The sequence below is a fragment of the Rhodococcus phenolicus genome (assembly GCF_001646785.1).
Lineage (GTDB): Bacteria > Actinomycetota > Actinomycetes > Mycobacteriales > Mycobacteriaceae > Rhodococcus > Rhodococcus phenolicus.
In genome coordinates this window covers 26,533-40,285 of the sequence record NZ_LRRH01000016.1, presented here as the reverse complement: position 1 = coordinate 40,285, position 13,753 = coordinate 26,533, and the positions used below count along the sequence as shown (strand labels likewise).

Sequence of the window (13,753 nt, the reverse complement as noted above, 5' to 3'; positions counted from 1 at the left end):
AAGTCGAAGAGTGTCGGCGGATTTCGTCACAACATGCAGGAGACGCAACCCTCCACCTCGGTGCCCTCGAGCGCCATCTGCCGGAGGCGGATGTAGTAGAGCGTCTTGATTCCCTTGCGCCACGCGTAGATCTGCGCGCGGTTCACGTCGCGGGTGGTGACGGTGTCCTTGAAGAACAGCGTCAGCGACAGCCCCTGGTCGACATGCTGCGTTGCCGCGGCGTAGGTGTCGATGATCTTCTCGTACCCGATCTCGTACGCGTCCTGGAAGTACTCCAGGTTGTCGTTCGTCAGGTAGGGCGCCGGGTAGTAGACGCGACCGATCTTGCCTTCCTTGCGGATCTCGATCTTCGACGCCACCGGGTGGATGGAGCTGGTGGAGTTGTTGATGTAGGAGATCGAGCCGGTCGGCGGGACGGCCTGCAGGTTCTGGTTGTAGATGCCGTGCTGCTGCACCGACGCCTTCAGCTCACGCCAGTCGTCCTGCGTGGGGACGTGGATGTCCGAGTCGGCGAAGAGCTGCCGCACCCGTTCGGTCGCCGGCTCCCACACCTGCTCGGTGTACTTGTCGAAGAACTCACCCGAGGCGTACTTCGACTCCGGGAATCCCGCGAAGTACGAACCACGTTCGATCGCGAGCTTGTTCGACGCACGCAGCGCGTGGAACAGCACCGTGTAGAAATAGATGTTCGTGAAGTCGACGCCCTCGTCGGATCCGTAGAAGATCCGCTCGCGCGCCAGGTAGCCGTGCAGGTTCATCTGGCCCAGGCCGATCGCGTGGCCCTCGTCGTTCGCCTTCTTGATCGAGGGGACGGAGTCGATGGACGTCTGATCGGCGACCGCGGTCAGCGCGCGGATCGCGACCTCGATGCTCTGCGCGAAGTCCGGTGAATCCATCGCCTTCGCGATGTTCAGCGACCCCAGGTTGCACGAGATGTCCTTGCCCACATGGTTGTAGGTCAGGTCGTCGTTGTAGGTGGAGGGGGTCGAGACCTGCAGGATCTCCGAGCACAGGTTCGAGTGGGTCACCTTGCCTGCGATGGGGTTCGCGCGGTTGACGGTGTCCTCGAACATGACGTACGGGTAGCCCGACTCGAACTGCAGTTCGGCGACCGTCTGGAAGAACTCGCGCGCCTTGATCTTCGTCTTGCGGATGCGCTTGTCGTCGACCATCTCGTAGTACTTCTCGGTGACGTCGATGTCCGCGAACGGCTTGCCGTAGACGCGCTCGACGTCGTACGGCGAGAACAGGTACATGTCCTCGTTCTTCTTCGCCAGCTCGAACGTGATGTCCGGGATCACGACGCCCAGCGACAGCGTCTTGATACGGATCTTCTCGTCCGCGTTCTCCCGCTTGGTGTCGAGGAACCGGTAGATGTCCGGGTGGTGTGCGTGCAGGTAGACGGCGCCGGCACCCTGACGGGCACCGAGCTGGTTTGCGTACGAGAAGGAGTCCTCGAGCAGCTTCATGATCGGGATGACGCCCGAGGACTGATTTTCGATCTTCTTGATCGGAGCGCCGTGCTCCCGAATGTTGCTGAGCAGCAAGGCGACACCGCCGCCACGCTTGGACAGCTGCAGAGCCGAGTTGATCGCGCGTCCGATCGACTCCATGTTGTCCTCGATGCGCAGCAGGAAGCACGAGACCGGTTCGCCGCGCTGCTTCTTGCCGGAGTTGAGGAAGGTCGGGGTCGCCGGCTGGAACCGGCCCGAGATGATTTCGTCGACCAGGTGCGTCGCGAGGATCTCGTCGCCGTCGGCGAGGGTGAGCGCGACCATGCACACGCGGTCCTCGAAACGCTCGAGGTAGCGCTTGCCGTCGAACGTCTTGAGCGTGTACGACGTGTAGTACTTGAACGCGCCCAGGAACGTCGGGAAGCGGAACTTCTTCGAATACGCGTGCTGGAACAGCTTCTTCACGAACGGGCGCGAGTACTTCTCGAGAACCTCGGGCTCGTAGTAGTTCTCTTCGACCAGGTAGTCGAGCTTCTCGTCGAGGTCGTGGAAGAACACGGTGTTCTGGTTGACGTGCTGCAGGAAGTACTGCCGTGCCGCCGCCACGTCCTTGTCGAACTGGATCTCTCCGTTGGGCCCGTAGAGATTCAGCATCGCGTTGAGCGCGTGGTAGTCGAGGCCTTCGAGCGAAGCGTCCGACTTGGCGCTCGTCGCGGCCGGCGCGGGATCGGTGATGGTCACGGTGTTTGCTCCCACTGTGAGTTTCGGGTGACGTGGAGGTATGGGCGGGCCCACGCACGCGGATCCACCGGTACGCGGTCGGTCGTTCGACGCGTGGACCACGCGCGGCGGCTAGGCGGTCTGCAGGGACCGGTCCCAGAACTGGTGAAGTCCCGCCCGGACGCGTTCGACGTCCTCGGCGGTTCCCATCAGCTCGAATCGATAGAGGTACGGAACCTTGCACTTACGCGAAACGATATCTCCCGCAAAGCAATACGACTCGCCGAAATTGGTATTGCCCGCAGCGATGACGCCCCGGATCAGTGCGCGGTTGTGTTCGTTGTTGAGGAATCGGATGACCTGCTTGGGCACGAAGCTGGTGTCCCGGCCGGTCACGGTGGTGCCGCCCCCGTAGGTCGGCACGATCAGAACGTAGGGCTCGCGTACCTCGAAGACACCCTCCCGGTCGTGCAGCGGGATCCGGTGCGCCGGCATCCCGAGCCGCTCGACGAATCGATGGGTGTTCTCCGACGCACTCGAGAAGTACACGAGGCGCGTTCCTGTGGGTGCTGACGAACTCATCGGTACTCACCATCTGCTCGCTCGATCGGAAAGGACCGGCCCCACACGCAAGGGGTCGTGCCGGTGCCGCCGAAGCGGCACCGGGGACATCAGGCCGCGACGGCGAGCTGCTTGATGCGATCGGGACGGAAGCCCGACCAGTGATCCTCACCGGCGACGACGACGGGCGCCTGCAGGTAACCCAGGGCCATCACGTAGTCGCGCGCCTCCGGGTTCTCGGAGATGTCGATGATGTCGTACTCGATTCCGGCCTTGTCGAGGGCACGGTAGGTGGCAGTGCACTGGACGCAAGCAGGCTTGGTGTAGACGGTGATGTTCATGGGAGCCCCTTTGGTTCGAACGGGCCGAAACGGCCTGACGACTGACTGCTGCGTGATGCTCGAATGCCTGCCGAATCGAGTCGATCCTTCTTCCCCGAGGGATCGGTGGCGTTGTGGCCTTCCAGCGGTCTAGACACTACACCTTGTGCCTGACACTTTCACCAAACCCAGGATGTTGTGAACTACATTCTTGGTATTCCCAGGTCGCACATGTCCGACCGGGCGTTTCCCAGCGTCCTCCGGCGTGTCGGGCGCCGTCCGTCACAGTGTGCGATCGACCACATGTCGAGGCGCCGTCGAGCACAGTGTGGCGCAGCCCACCGACATGCTCTGCCGTGTCACAGTGCGGGAAGCAGATCGTCCAGACGCACCGGCAACGACCGCACCCTCGTCCCTGTCGCGTGCCAGATCGCGTTGACCACGGCCGCCGCGCTGCCGACGATGCCGATCTCCCCCACGCCCCGCGAGCCCATCGGCGTGGCGTGCCGGTCGTCCTCGTCGAGCCACGCGGCGTCGACGTCACCGATGTCCGCGTGGGTCGGGACCAGATACTCGGCGAGATCGTGGTTGACGACATGCCCGAGTCGCGGATCGCGGACGCTCTCCTCGAACAGCGCCATGGAGATCCCGAAGCTCATGCCGCCGATCAGCTGGGACCGGGCGGTGCGCGGATTGACGACACGCCCCACCGAGAACATCCCGAGCATCCGGGGCACCCGGATCTCGCCGGTGTCGACGTCGACCCGGACCTCGGCGAAGTGCGCGCCGAACGAGTGGATGCTGTAGTGCTCGAGTTGCGGATCCTCGCCGGCACTCGCGCTCGCTTCGGCGCCCGGCCCGGGATTGTCGCCGTGCCGCTTGTGGAACTCGTCCGCCGCCGCGACGATCGCGCTGCCCCACGACGACGTGCCGGACGATCCGCCCGCGACCGTCGCGTTCGGGAGTGCGGTGTCGCCGATCTCCACCTCGACGTCCTCGGGAGAGCAGCCGAGCGCGTCGGCGGCGACGAGGGTCAGCGCCGTCCACGCACCGGTCCCGATGTCGGCGGCCCCGGTGCGGACCGAGAAGCGGCCGTCGCCGAGGTACCGCACGCTGACCTCCGAGCCCGGGTTGACCATGTGCGGGTAGGTCGCGGCGGCGACACCGGTCCCGACGAGCCAGCGGCCGTCGCGCCGGGTCCCGGGTTCCCGGTCGCCGGGGTCCCATCCGAACCGGCGTCCACCTTCGCGCAGGCACTCGATCAGGCGCCGCGACGACCACGGTTTCCCGGATTCGGGATCGGTCTCGGGTTCGTTGCGCACGCGCAGTTCGACGGGGTCGGTGCCGCACCGATGGGCGAGTTCGTCCATCGCGACCTCCAGCGCGAACATGCCGGGCGCCTCGCCGGGGGCGCGCATCCAGAACGGCGCCGGTACGTCCAGGGTGACCGCCCGGTGGGTGGTGCGCAGGTTGTCGGTGGCGTACATGATCCGCGCGGGAACCGCGGCCTGCTCGACGAATTCGTCGACGTGGGAGGACTGCACGACGCAGTCGTGGGCGATCGCTGTGAGGCGGCCGTCGCGGTCGGCGCCGAGCCGCATGTGTGAGACGGTCGGCGCGCGGTAGCCGACGTACGCGAACATGTCGCGGCGGGGTACCGCGAACTTCACGGCGCGGCCGGGAAGTTTCCGCGCGGCCATCGCGGTGAGCACGTCGTGTGCGTGCGGTCCGCCCTTCGATCCGAATCCGCCACCGACATAGGGGGCGATGACCCGGATCCGGTCCTGCTCGATTCCCAGCGCCGACGCGAGCGCCGCGGCGACGCCGTGGGGATGCTGGGTCGAGTCGTACAGGGTGAGCCGGTCGTCGGCCCACACCGCGACCGCGGTGTGCGGTTCGAGCGGATTGTTGTGTTCCTCCGGGGTGGAATACGTTTCGTCGACGACCACCTCGGCGCGTGCGAGGGCGGTGTCGACGTCGCCGCGCGCGGTGTCCGGTGGGAATCCGCCGTTGACCTTCTCGGGCGTGTAGCGGCCCGGGTGGTCGGCCCGGAAGGCGACGTCGTGCGGCTGCTCGTCGTAGTCGACGGCGATCAGGTCACATGCCTGCTGTGCGATCTCCGGTGTCTCGGCGACGACCGCGGCGACGATCTGCCCGCGGAAGGCGACCTCGAAGCTCTGCAGCACCCGGTGCTCGCCGCTGTCGGGTTCGACCAGCCGCGGCGCGTTCTGTGGGGTGAGCACGGTCAGGACTCCGGGCACGGCCAGCGCCGCGTCGGTGTCGATGGCCCGGATCGTCCCGCGGGCGACGGCCGCGGTCAGCGGAACGAGGTAGGCGGGGTGTTCGACCGGATGCTCGTAGGCATAGGGGGCGGTGCCCGCGACCTTCTGCGGGGCGTCGACGCGCGCCGTCGATGTTCCGATCGCCGAGTGTGTGGCGGTCACGATCGTTCCTCCCGGGTGGCCGATTCGGTCAGGTCGCGCAGCACCGCCACGGTGGTCCGGCGCAGCAACGCCACCTTGAAGGCGTTGCCTCCGAGGGGCCGCGCGTCGGCGAGTTCGGCGTCGGCGGCCGCGCCGAACACCGCGTCGCCGGGGGCATTGCCGAGCACGGTCTCCTCGGCACGGTGGGCGCGCCAGGGCCGGGTTCCGACGCCGCCGTAGGCGAGGCGGCAGCCGGTGATCGTGCCGTCCGAGACGGTCAGGTCCGCGGCGACCGACACGAGCGCGAACGCGTAGGACGCCCGGTCGCGCACCTTGCGGTAGGTGGCTGCGGCGTTCTGCGGCGGGGGCAGTTCGACGGCGACGACGAGATCGTCGCGGTCGAGGACGGTGTCGGTCTGCGGTTCGTCGCCCGGCAGCCGGTAGAGCTCTTCGAGCGGGATCCGCCTTTCCCCTGTGGTGTCGAGCACCACGACGACCGCGTCGAGCGCGACCATCGCGACAGCCATGTCGGACGGGTGCGTCGCCACGCACCGGTCGGAGCCGCCGAGGACGGCGTGCTGGCGGTTGAAGCCCTCGAGGGCACTGCAGCCGCTGCCCGGGTCGCGTTTGTTGCAGGGCGTGGTCGGATCACGGAAGTACACGCAGCGGGTGCGCTGCAGCAGGTTCCCGCCGACGGTCGCGGCATTGCGGATCTGCGCCGACGCTCCGGAGAGGAGCGCACGAGAGAGCGCGGGATAGCGGTCGCGGATCGCCGGGTGCACCGCGAGGTCGGTGTTGGAGACGGTCGCGCCGATCCGCACTCCCCCGTCCGCGGTCGGCTCGATCCCGTCGAGCGGCAGCCGTGAGATGTCGACGAGCAGGTCGGGGGCGGTCACACCGAGTTTCAGATGATCGACGAGGTTCGTTCCCCCTGCGAGATACACGGCGCCGGGTGCGGAGTGCATCGCGGCGACCGCCGCCTCGGGGTCCGGAGGACGGGTGTAGTGGAGCGGCTTCACGGCCGGGCCTCCCGGTTCGTGGCGACACTGCGCACCGCAGCGACGATGTTGGGGTACGCCGCGCAGCGGCACAGGTTCCCGCTCATCCGTTCGCGGATCTCGGCGTCGTCGAGCTCGAGGGCATCTGTCGGCTCCCCGGTCACGGCACTGGGTTCGCCGCGGTCGAATTCGGCGAGCATGCCTGTCGCTGAACAGATCTGACCCGGTGTGCAGTAGCCGCACTGGAAGGCGTCGTGGTCGACGAACGCGTCCTGCAGAGGGTGGGCCGTCCGGTCGGCGAGTCCGGCGGCGGTGACGATGTCGGCGCCGTCGTGCGCGACCGCGAGGGCCAGACAGGTCACGACGCGCCGGGAGTCGAGCAGGACCGTGCACGAGCCGCACTGGCCGTGGTCGCAACCCTTCTTCGGGGACATGCAGCCGATCCGGTCTCGCAGGGCGTCGAGCAGTGTGGTGCGTACGTCCACGACGATGCGCCGCTCGTCGCCGTCCACCCGCAGGGTGACGGGATGCCGGTGACCGTCGGTGTCCGGGTGGTGCGCGCCGTTCGACATGTTCCCTCCGTTCGCGTGTGTGTCCCGGAGGAGTTCCCGCTATCGGCGGCCGGAAACCCTGCTGCGGTGGACCTCACGCGGATCGGGACACCCGTCCGCTCGCGGCACGACGCGACCGGCCCCGCATCGGGATGTGATGCGGGGCCGGTGCGAGGATTCGGTGCCGTCAGGCGTCGACGAGGGCCTTCTCGGCGGCGAGGAGCTTGGTGAGAACCTCGGTGAGCTGACCGGCGGTCTCGGCGTGCTCCTTCGGGTGGGCCTCACCGAACTTGCCGATGGTGCCTCCGACGGACAGCGAGCTGTCCTCGACGATCTTGCCGCCGGCGATACCCACGGCCTTGACGGTGTCCTCGAGGGCCCACTTGGCGGCGTTGCCGCTCGGCGAGGCGCTGACGACCGCGACCGGCTTGCCCGAGATGGCACCGGCGCCGTAGGGGCGGGAGAGCCAGTCGATGGCGTTCTTGAGCACGGCGGGGATGGTGCCGTTGTACTCGGGGGTGAACAGCAGCACGGCGGCGGCGTCGTTGCCGGCTTCGCGGAGCGCGACCGCGGCGGCGGGCGCGCTGTCACCGTCGATGTCCTCGTTGTAGAACGGAACCTGGGCGAGGCCTTCGTAGATGACGACCTCGGCGCCTTCGGGTGCGAGTTCGGCGGCGGCCTCGGCGAGCTGACGGTTGACGGAGGCCGAGCGGAGGCTGCCGACGAGAGCGAGAATGCGCGTCTGGGACATGGGTCATCCTTCGTTGGTGCGGGGGTGGGGCGGGTTACCCACCACAGCATAAACGGACCGCGGTCCACTTTCATTCCGGGGCGGCTATTGTGATGTCGTGAACACCATCCCCCTGCCCCGGGCGGACGACGCGCACACCGCCGAACGATGCGACGCCGCCCGCAACCGGCGACTGCTCCTGGACGCGGCCACCCTCCTGGTCGGCGAACGCGGCGTCGACGCCGTGACGATGGAAGCCGTCGCTGCCCGGGCCGGCGTCGGCAAGGGCACCGTGTTCCGCCGCTTCGGCTCGCGCGGCGGACTGATGCAGGCGCTGCTCGACCACACCGAACGCGAATTCCAGGAAGCGTTCATGACCGGCCCGCCGCCGCTCGGCCCCGGCGCAGATCCCGTCGAGCGCCTGATCGCCTTCGGCCGCGCACGCATCGCCCTCGTCGAGGTGCAGGGCGAGTTGCTGCGCGCGGCCGAGGCGTCGAGTTCCAACCGGTTCGGTGCGCCCGCCCGCGCGGTCACCCACACACACATCGAGACACTGCTGCGGGCCGCCCGGGTCGGCGGCGACCTGCCGCTGCTCGCGTACTCGCTGACGGCGTCCCTCGAGGCCACCCTGGTGCTTCACCAGTGGCGCAACCTCGGTCATCCCCTCGACCGGCTCGCCGACAACTGGTCCGATCTGGTGCGACGCGTCGCAACCCCACCCGCGACGGACGGTGTCGCCGTACTGTGACGCCATGACCCGCGCCTTCGGAGTTCTTGCCGCACTTGCCCTCACCGTCGTAGCGACCGCGTGCGGCAACGACGAAGGCGCCGACGCCACGACCTCGGCCACGGACCCGGCCGCCCTGACCGGCCGCACGTTCGTCTCCACCGAGGTCACCGGCACCCCGATCCCCGGCGACGGTCCGCTCGTCGTCGAGTTCCCCGAGGCGGGCCGGATCGCGGCGACCGCCGGCTGCAACCGGGCCGTCGGCGACGTCGATCTCGCCGACGGTGTACTGCGCACCGATCGTCTGGCGAGCACGATGATGGCCTGCCCGCCCCCGCGGGACGGCGCCGACGCGTGGCTCGGCGCGCTGTTCGACTCCGACCCGCGCTGGACGGTGTCCGGTGACGTGCTCACCCTCACCGGCAACGCGGTGACCGTCTCGCTCACCGACAGGAGGGTGGTCGACCCGGACCGGTCGCTGACCGGCACCGAATGGGTGGCCACCACGATGTACACCCCGGACGCGGCCGTCACCTCGGTGGCCCTGGAGACCTCCGCTCCCACCCTGACCGTCGCCGAGGACGGGTCGGTCAGCGGCAGCACCGGCTGCAACCGGTTCACCGGCGCCGCACGCATCGGCGACGGCACCCTGGCATTCGGACCGCTCGGCACGACGCGGATGGCGTGCCCGGACCCGGAGGTCGCGGCGATCGAGAACCACGTCCTGGCGGTGCTGGCCGGCGAGACCACCTACGAGATCGACGGCGCAACGATGCGGATCACCGCCCCGAACGGCGCGGACGGACTGGGCTTCACCGCCCGATAGCCGCCCCGAACAGCCGCTCAGTAGCGGTCGGTCAGCCACGTCGCGAGAATGCGGGCGCTCTCGTCGACCTGCGCCGGCCAGTCCAGCGCGGACTCGTCGGCGTGATCGCTGACGTGTTTGACGAGCCGGCACGGTGCGCCCATGCGGGCCGCGGCGAACGCGATCGCGAACCCCTCCATGTCGACGAGGTCCGCGCGGGCCGCGAGTGCGTCGCGCACCTCGGCGTCGGAGACGAACGCGTCACCGGTGGCCAGGACCGTGCCGTCGCCGTCGGGCAGTTCGAGCACGTCCTGCACCGGATGTCCGAGGCTGCGCAGGATCTCGCTGCTGATGTCGTGGTTGACGGCCGTCGACGGCACGTACAGGCCGCCGTGGTGCGAATGCAGCGCGCCGGCGGTGCCGATGTTGACGATCGTCGGTCGCGCGTCCGGCCGGTACGCCGCCAGTGCCTCGGTCACCGCGACCGCCGCGGCCACCTTCCCGATGCCGGTGATCACCGTGTCGTAGCGCTTCGGCACGTGCGCGGCCTCGCCCTTCGTGGCGGCCACGACCAGAATCCCGTTCACGTGCGTTCTCCCAGTTCCAGGGTCGCGAGCGCCGCCCGGTGCAACGCCCTCCCGTACCCGGAACCGTATCCTGCGGCGTGCACGGCGAGCGGATGCAGCTGATGCAGCGGCACCCGCTCGCGCCACCCGGGCCGCAACGGACGGGCGGAGTCGTATCCGGCGAGCACGTCGTCGAGATACGGGCACCCGAACAGCGCGAGCATCGCCAGGTCGGTTTCGCGGTGGCCGCCGTGCGCAGCCGGATCGATGACGATCACCCCGTTCGCCGCCCACAACACGTTGCCGTTCCACAGGTCGCCGTGCAGCCGTGCCGGGGGCTCGTCGTCGTCGAAGGCCCCGGACGCGACGAGCGCGCACGCCCGCTCGATGTCGGGCAGTTGCCGGGAGGTGACACTGCCGGCGTCGACCGCGATCCGCAGGAACGGCAGCACACGTTCCACCGAGTAGAACTCGCCCCAGCTCGCATGCACCGTGCTGCTCATCGGCCGCCGGCCGATGAAGATCTGCCCGTCGAACCCGTCCGGCGCACACCCGAATCCGCCGGCACCGGCGGCGTGCACGGCCGCCAGGCACGCCCCGAACGCCCGGGCCGCCGCCGCATCCGGTGCCGTCTCGGTGATCCGTTCGAGTTCGATGGATTCCGCGTCGACGCGGCGGACCCGCGGTACCGGCAGCCCGGCCCGCCCGAGCCAGTCCAGACCGGCCGCCTCCGCCCGGAAGAAATCCGGATGCGCACCGGAATCATGTTTGCGAAAGACACGCTCGCTGGTCACCACATCGAGTCTGCCCGTCCACCGGGGACATCGGCGCGCGGCACCCATGCGACACCGCTAGGGTTTCCGAAATGACGACCCTACGCGCTCAGATCATCGAAGAGCTCGGCGTCAAGCCGACGATCGACCCGCAGACCGAGATCCGGTCGCGGGTGGACTTCCTCAAGGACTACCTGCGCAGCACGCTCGCCAAAGGTTTCGTCCTCGGCATCAGCGGCGGCCAGGACAGCACACTTGCCGGCAAGCTGACACAGCTCGCGGTCGAGGAGCTGCGCGGCGAGCACTACGACGTCGAATTCGTCGCGCTGCGCCTGCCCTACGGCGAACAGGCCGACGAGCACGACGCGCAGGTCGCGCTCGACTTCATCCGGCCCGACCGGTCGCTGCGGGTCAACGTCAAGCCCGGCGCCGACGCGAGCGCCGCCGAGGCCGGCCAGGCGCTGGCCGAGATCTTCGGGGAGAGCACCCGGCTGCGCGACTTCGTGCGGGGCAACATCAAGGCCCGCGAGCGCATGATGCTGCAGTACGCGATCGCCGGGGAACTGGGCTACCTCGTCGTCGGAACCGACCACGCCGCCGAGGCCGTCACCGGATTCTTCACCAAGTTCGGCGACGGCGGTGTCGATCTGACACCCCTGACGGGTCTGACGAAGCGGCAGGGCGCCGAGTTGCTGCGCGCGCTGGGCGCGCCGGAGAGCACGTGGAAGAAGATCCCCACCGCAGACCTCGAGGACGACCGCCCCGCACTCCCCGACGAGGAGGCGCTCGGCATGACCTACGCCGAGATCGACGACTACCTCGAGGGCAAGCCCGTCAGCGAGGAACTGGCCGCCAAGCTGGAGCAGACGTTCCGCAACACCCGGCACAAGCGCACGGTGCCGGTCACGCCCCACGACACCTGGTGGCGCTGACGGTTTGCGACCCGGTCGATCGACGGCGGAAGGGAGCCGAACGGTGGTGACGGTATTGGTGGCCGGTGGCACCGGAGAGGCCGGCCGGGCCGTGGTCGCGGAACTGGCCGGCCGGGGGCACGACGTCCGGGTGCTCAGCCGCCGCGGTGGAAGCCCGATCGCGGGAGCTCACCCGGTCGCGGCCGACCTGATCTCCGGGTCGGGGCTGGCCGACGCGCTCGCCGGTGTCGACGTGGTCGTCGACACCACCGACGGCAAATCGCGCCGGGCCCGGCCCGTACTGACCACCGGCGCGGCGAATCTGATCGCCGCGGCCGGAGCCGCGCATGTCACGCGGACGGTGCTGCTGTCGATCGTGAACGTCGACCGCGGTCCGTTGGCCTACTACCGGGCCAAGGCCGAGCAGGAACAGCGCTATCGGACGGCCGGCCTCGACACCCGGATCGTGCGGGCCACCCAGTTCCACAGCTTCGTGCCGATGCTGTGCGCCCCGGCCGCGCGGGTCGGGCTGCTTCCCGCACTCACACACACCGCCTTCCAGCCGATCGACGTGCGGGACGTCGCCCGCGGGCTCGCCGACGCCGCCGACGGCCGATCACCCGCACCGGACATCGTCGGTGGTCCGGAGATCCTCCGGATGGACGACATCGTCCGGCAGTGGAAGAGCGCCACCGGCGTCCGTGGCGCGGTCGCGCCGATCCGGTTGCCCGGTGCTCTCGGCCGATTCTGGCGTGCCGGGGAGAATCTCGTCCCCGGGCACCGCGACGGCACGATCACCTTCGCGCAATGGCTCGCGCAGCAACCCCGACGCTGACGGAACGGCCACTATCCGCCGGCGAACGGCGGCAGCACGTCGACGCGGTCCCCCGCCGGACGCGTGAGGTCGCGGGTGAGCTCGGCGTCCGGGCCGGATCCGACGAGGAACGCCGCCACCGTCAGGACCCGTTCCATGCCCGGACCGTGTCGGTCGATCAACGCCGCCTTCAACGCCCCCAGATCCGCCGGCGGTGCCAGTTCGACGGTTTCCTTGTCGCGGCCCGCCGCGTCGACCGCCGCCGCGAAGTACCGCACCTCGATGCCGGTCACCTCATCACCCACCGATAGCTCCCATGCTGCGCTGCGGCGGAGCGAAGTCCGCCGCGTCGATACCGTGCCCGGCCCACTTGTTCCACATCGCGCCGCGCCACACCGCGGCCAGTTCCTCGTCGCTCGCGCCACCGCGCAGCGCAGCGCGCAGATCGGTCTCGGTGTCGCTGAACAGGCAGGACCGCACCGTGCCCTCGGAGGTGAGGCGCGTGCGATCGCAGTCCGAACAGAACGACCGGGTCACCGAGGCGATGATCCCGACCGTGGCGGGACCCCCGTTCACGAGCCAGCGCTCCGCCGGGGCCGACGGATCCTCCCGGCCGGTCCCGGTCAGCTCGAACCGTTCGCCGAGGACGTCGAGCAGGCGCTGGGCGGTGATCATGTTCGCCCGCGCCCACGCGTGGTCGGCGTCGAGCGGCATCTCCTCGATGAAGCGCAGCTCCACCTTCTCGTCGAGGCACCACTGCAGCAGATCGGCGGCACCGCCGAGGGTCTCGGGCATGAGCACCGCGTTGACCTTCACCCGGGAGAACCCGGCGGTGTTCGCAGCCCGGATCCCGGCGAGCACCGAATCCAGGCGGTCCCGGCGGGTCAGGCGCGCGAAACGGTCGCGGTCGACGGTGTCGAGGGAGATGTTGACGCGGGTCAGGCCGGCCTCGGCGAGCCCGGCGGCACGGTGCGCGAGACCGACCGCGTTGGTGGTCACCGCCAGCGGTGTTCCCGGCGCGGCCGCCGCACACCCGGCGATGATCTCCTCGAGGTCGCGGCGCATGAGCGGTTCGCCACCGGTGAAGCGGACCTCCTCGATCCCGAGCCGGTGCACCCCGATCCCGACGAGGCGGACGATCTCGGCTGCGGTGAGCAGGTTCTCGCGCGGAATCGCGGGCAGGCCCTCCTCGGGCATGCAGTACGTGCAGCGCAGGGAACATTTCTCCGTGATCGACACCCGCAGGTCCCGGGCCACGCGCCCGAACCGGTCCACCAGTTCCGGCGTGTCGGGACGGTCGGATACGTTGTCCGTGGCGACTCGCACGGACGGCATCCCCACATCGATCGTCGTCATCGGATCACCGCCGTCATAGCGCCAGTATGCCGCTCCCGGCCGAT

Annotated in this window: 15 protein-coding genes; 4 read left to right on the top strand and 11 right to left on the bottom strand. The window is 69.2% G+C overall.

The window, feature by feature from the left end; all coding sequences use genetic code 11:
• Positions 1-26: 26 nt before the first annotated feature.
• From nrdE to A8G15_RS05930, 7 genes are all read right to left on the bottom strand, one after another.
• Positions 27-2,108 carry a class 1b ribonucleoside-diphosphate reductase subunit alpha gene (gene nrdE, locus A8G15_RS05960; protein WP_245687728.1) on the bottom strand — a complete coding sequence of 694 codons (2,082 nt, stop codon included), beginning with the start codon at positions 2,106-2,108 and terminating at the stop codon, positions 27-29.
• A 198-nt stretch (positions 2,109-2,306) separates the two neighbouring features.
• Positions 2,307-2,756 (bottom strand): class Ib ribonucleoside-diphosphate reductase assembly flavoprotein NrdI, encoded by a 450-nt coding sequence (gene nrdI, locus A8G15_RS05955; protein ID WP_068156602.1) that lies wholly within the window; start codon positions 2,754-2,756, stop codon positions 2,307-2,309.
• A gap of 89 nt (positions 2,757-2,845) precedes the next feature.
• The gene (locus A8G15_RS05950) at positions 2,846-3,076 is read right to left on the bottom strand and encodes a redoxin NrdH (protein ID WP_068156599.1); all 231 of its coding nucleotides are present in this window, start codon (positions 3,074-3,076) and stop codon (positions 2,846-2,848) included.
• 338 nt (positions 3,077-3,414) lie between these two features.
• The gene (locus A8G15_RS05945) at positions 3,415-5,502 is read right to left on the bottom strand and encodes a xanthine dehydrogenase family protein molybdopterin-binding subunit (protein ID WP_156665270.1); all 2,088 of its coding nucleotides are present in this window, start codon (positions 5,500-5,502) and stop codon (positions 3,415-3,417) included.
• Positions 5,496-6,497 (bottom strand): FAD binding domain-containing protein, encoded by a 1,002-nt coding sequence (locus A8G15_RS05940; RefSeq protein WP_068156593.1) that lies wholly within the window; start codon positions 6,495-6,497, stop codon positions 5,496-5,498. Before A8G15_RS05940 ends, A8G15_RS05945 begins: the two co-directional genes overlap by 7 nt.
• The gene (locus A8G15_RS05935) at positions 6,494-7,048 is read right to left on the bottom strand and encodes a (2Fe-2S)-binding protein (protein ID WP_068156589.1); all 555 of its coding nucleotides are present in this window, start codon (positions 7,046-7,048) and stop codon (positions 6,494-6,496) included. Before A8G15_RS05935 ends, A8G15_RS05940 begins: the two co-directional genes overlap by 4 nt.
• Before the next feature lie 166 nt (positions 7,049-7,214).
• Positions 7,215-7,778: an NADPH-dependent FMN reductase gene (locus tag A8G15_RS05930; protein WP_068156586.1), complete on the bottom strand. Its 564-nt coding sequence runs from the start codon at positions 7,776-7,778 to the stop codon at positions 7,215-7,217.
• A gap of 97 nt (positions 7,779-7,875) precedes the next feature.
• On the opposite strand from A8G15_RS05930, the gene A8G15_RS05925 reads away from it, so the two are divergent.
• Together A8G15_RS05925 and A8G15_RS05920 are read left to right on the top strand one after the other, a co-directional pair.
• Positions 7,876-8,505, top strand: coding sequence for a TetR/AcrR family transcriptional regulator (locus tag A8G15_RS05925; RefSeq protein WP_068156583.1), 630 nt, complete (start codon positions 7,876-7,878; stop codon positions 8,503-8,505).
• Positions 8,506-8,509: 4 nt separating this feature from the next.
• On the top strand, positions 8,510-9,310 hold the full coding sequence (locus A8G15_RS05920) for an META domain-containing protein (RefSeq protein WP_068156581.1): 801 nt from the start codon (positions 8,510-8,512) through the stop codon (positions 9,308-9,310).
• Between the two features lie 17 nt (positions 9,311-9,327).
• On the opposite strand, the gene A8G15_RS05915 is transcribed toward A8G15_RS05920, so the two are convergent.
• Both A8G15_RS05915 and A8G15_RS05910 read right to left on the bottom strand, forming a co-directional pair.
• On the bottom strand, positions 9,328-9,876 hold the full coding sequence (locus A8G15_RS05915; RefSeq protein WP_068156578.1) for a nucleosidase: 549 nt from the start codon (positions 9,874-9,876) through the stop codon (positions 9,328-9,330).
• Positions 9,873-10,697: a fructosamine kinase family protein gene (locus A8G15_RS05910; RefSeq protein WP_068156576.1), complete on the bottom strand. Its 825-nt coding sequence runs from the start codon at positions 10,695-10,697 to the stop codon at positions 9,873-9,875. Before A8G15_RS05910 ends, A8G15_RS05915 begins: the two co-directional genes overlap by 4 nt.
• Before the next feature lie 23 nt (positions 10,698-10,720).
• Between A8G15_RS05910 and nadE the strand changes: the two genes are divergently transcribed.
• Both nadE and A8G15_RS05900 read left to right on the top strand, forming a co-directional pair.
• Complete coding sequence (nadE, locus tag A8G15_RS05905) at positions 10,721-11,560, top strand: ammonia-dependent NAD(+) synthetase (protein ID WP_068156572.1); 840 nt, start codon at positions 10,721-10,723, stop codon at positions 11,558-11,560.
• Positions 11,561-11,606: 46 nt separating this feature from the next.
• Entirely contained in the window at positions 11,607-12,374 is a 768-nt protein-coding gene (locus A8G15_RS05900) for an SDR family oxidoreductase (protein WP_245687721.1), read from the top strand.
• Positions 12,375-12,385: 11 nt separating this feature from the next.
• On the opposite strand, the gene A8G15_RS05895 is transcribed toward A8G15_RS05900, so the two are convergent.
• Together A8G15_RS05895 and moaA are read right to left on the bottom strand one after the other, a co-directional pair.
• Positions 12,386-12,658 carry a MoaD/ThiS family protein gene (locus A8G15_RS05895; RefSeq protein WP_068156566.1) on the bottom strand — a complete coding sequence of 91 codons (273 nt, stop codon included), beginning with the start codon at positions 12,656-12,658 and terminating at the stop codon, positions 12,386-12,388.
• A complete protein-coding gene (gene moaA / locus A8G15_RS05890; protein ID WP_068156563.1) occupies positions 12,651-13,709 on the bottom strand; it encodes a GTP 3',8-cyclase MoaA in 1,059 nt (352 codons plus the stop codon). The genes A8G15_RS05895 and moaA overlap by 8 nt, the downstream gene beginning before the upstream one ends.
• Positions 13,710-13,753 lie beyond the last annotated feature (44 nt).

What these genes read in the sequence shown, in the direction of transcription:
- moaA (WP_068156563.1), bottom strand. Translation starts at nt 13,709, where the DNA reads ATGACGACGATCGATGTGGGGATGCCGTCCGTGCGAGTCGCCACGGAC.
- A8G15_RS05950 (WP_068156599.1), bottom strand. Translation starts at nt 3,076, where the DNA reads ATGAACATCACCGTCTACACCAAGCCTGCTTGCGTCCAGTGCACTGCC.
- nrdE (WP_245687728.1), bottom strand. Translation starts at nt 2,108, where the DNA reads ATGCTGAATCTCTACGGGCCCAACGGAGAGATCCAGTTCGACAAGGAC.
- A8G15_RS05935 (WP_068156589.1), bottom strand. Translation starts at nt 7,048, where the DNA reads ATGTCGAACGGCGCGCACCACCCGGACACCGACGGTCACCGGCATCCC.
- nrdI (WP_068156602.1), bottom strand. Translation starts at nt 2,756, where the DNA reads ATGAGTTCGTCAGCACCCACAGGAACGCGCCTCGTGTACTTCTCGAGT.
- nadE (WP_068156572.1), top strand. Translation starts at nt 10,721, where the DNA reads ATGACGACCCTACGCGCTCAGATCATCGAAGAGCTCGGCGTCAAGCCG.
- A8G15_RS05920 (WP_068156581.1), top strand. Translation starts at nt 8,510, where the DNA reads ATGACCCGCGCCTTCGGAGTTCTTGCCGCACTTGCCCTCACCGTCGTA.
- A8G15_RS05910 (WP_068156576.1), bottom strand. Translation starts at nt 10,697, where the DNA reads ATGGGTGCCGCGCGCCGATGTCCCCGGTGGACGGGCAGACTCGATGTG.
- A8G15_RS05930 (WP_068156586.1), bottom strand. Translation starts at nt 7,778, where the DNA reads ATGTCCCAGACGCGCATTCTCGCTCTCGTCGGCAGCCTCCGCTCGGCC.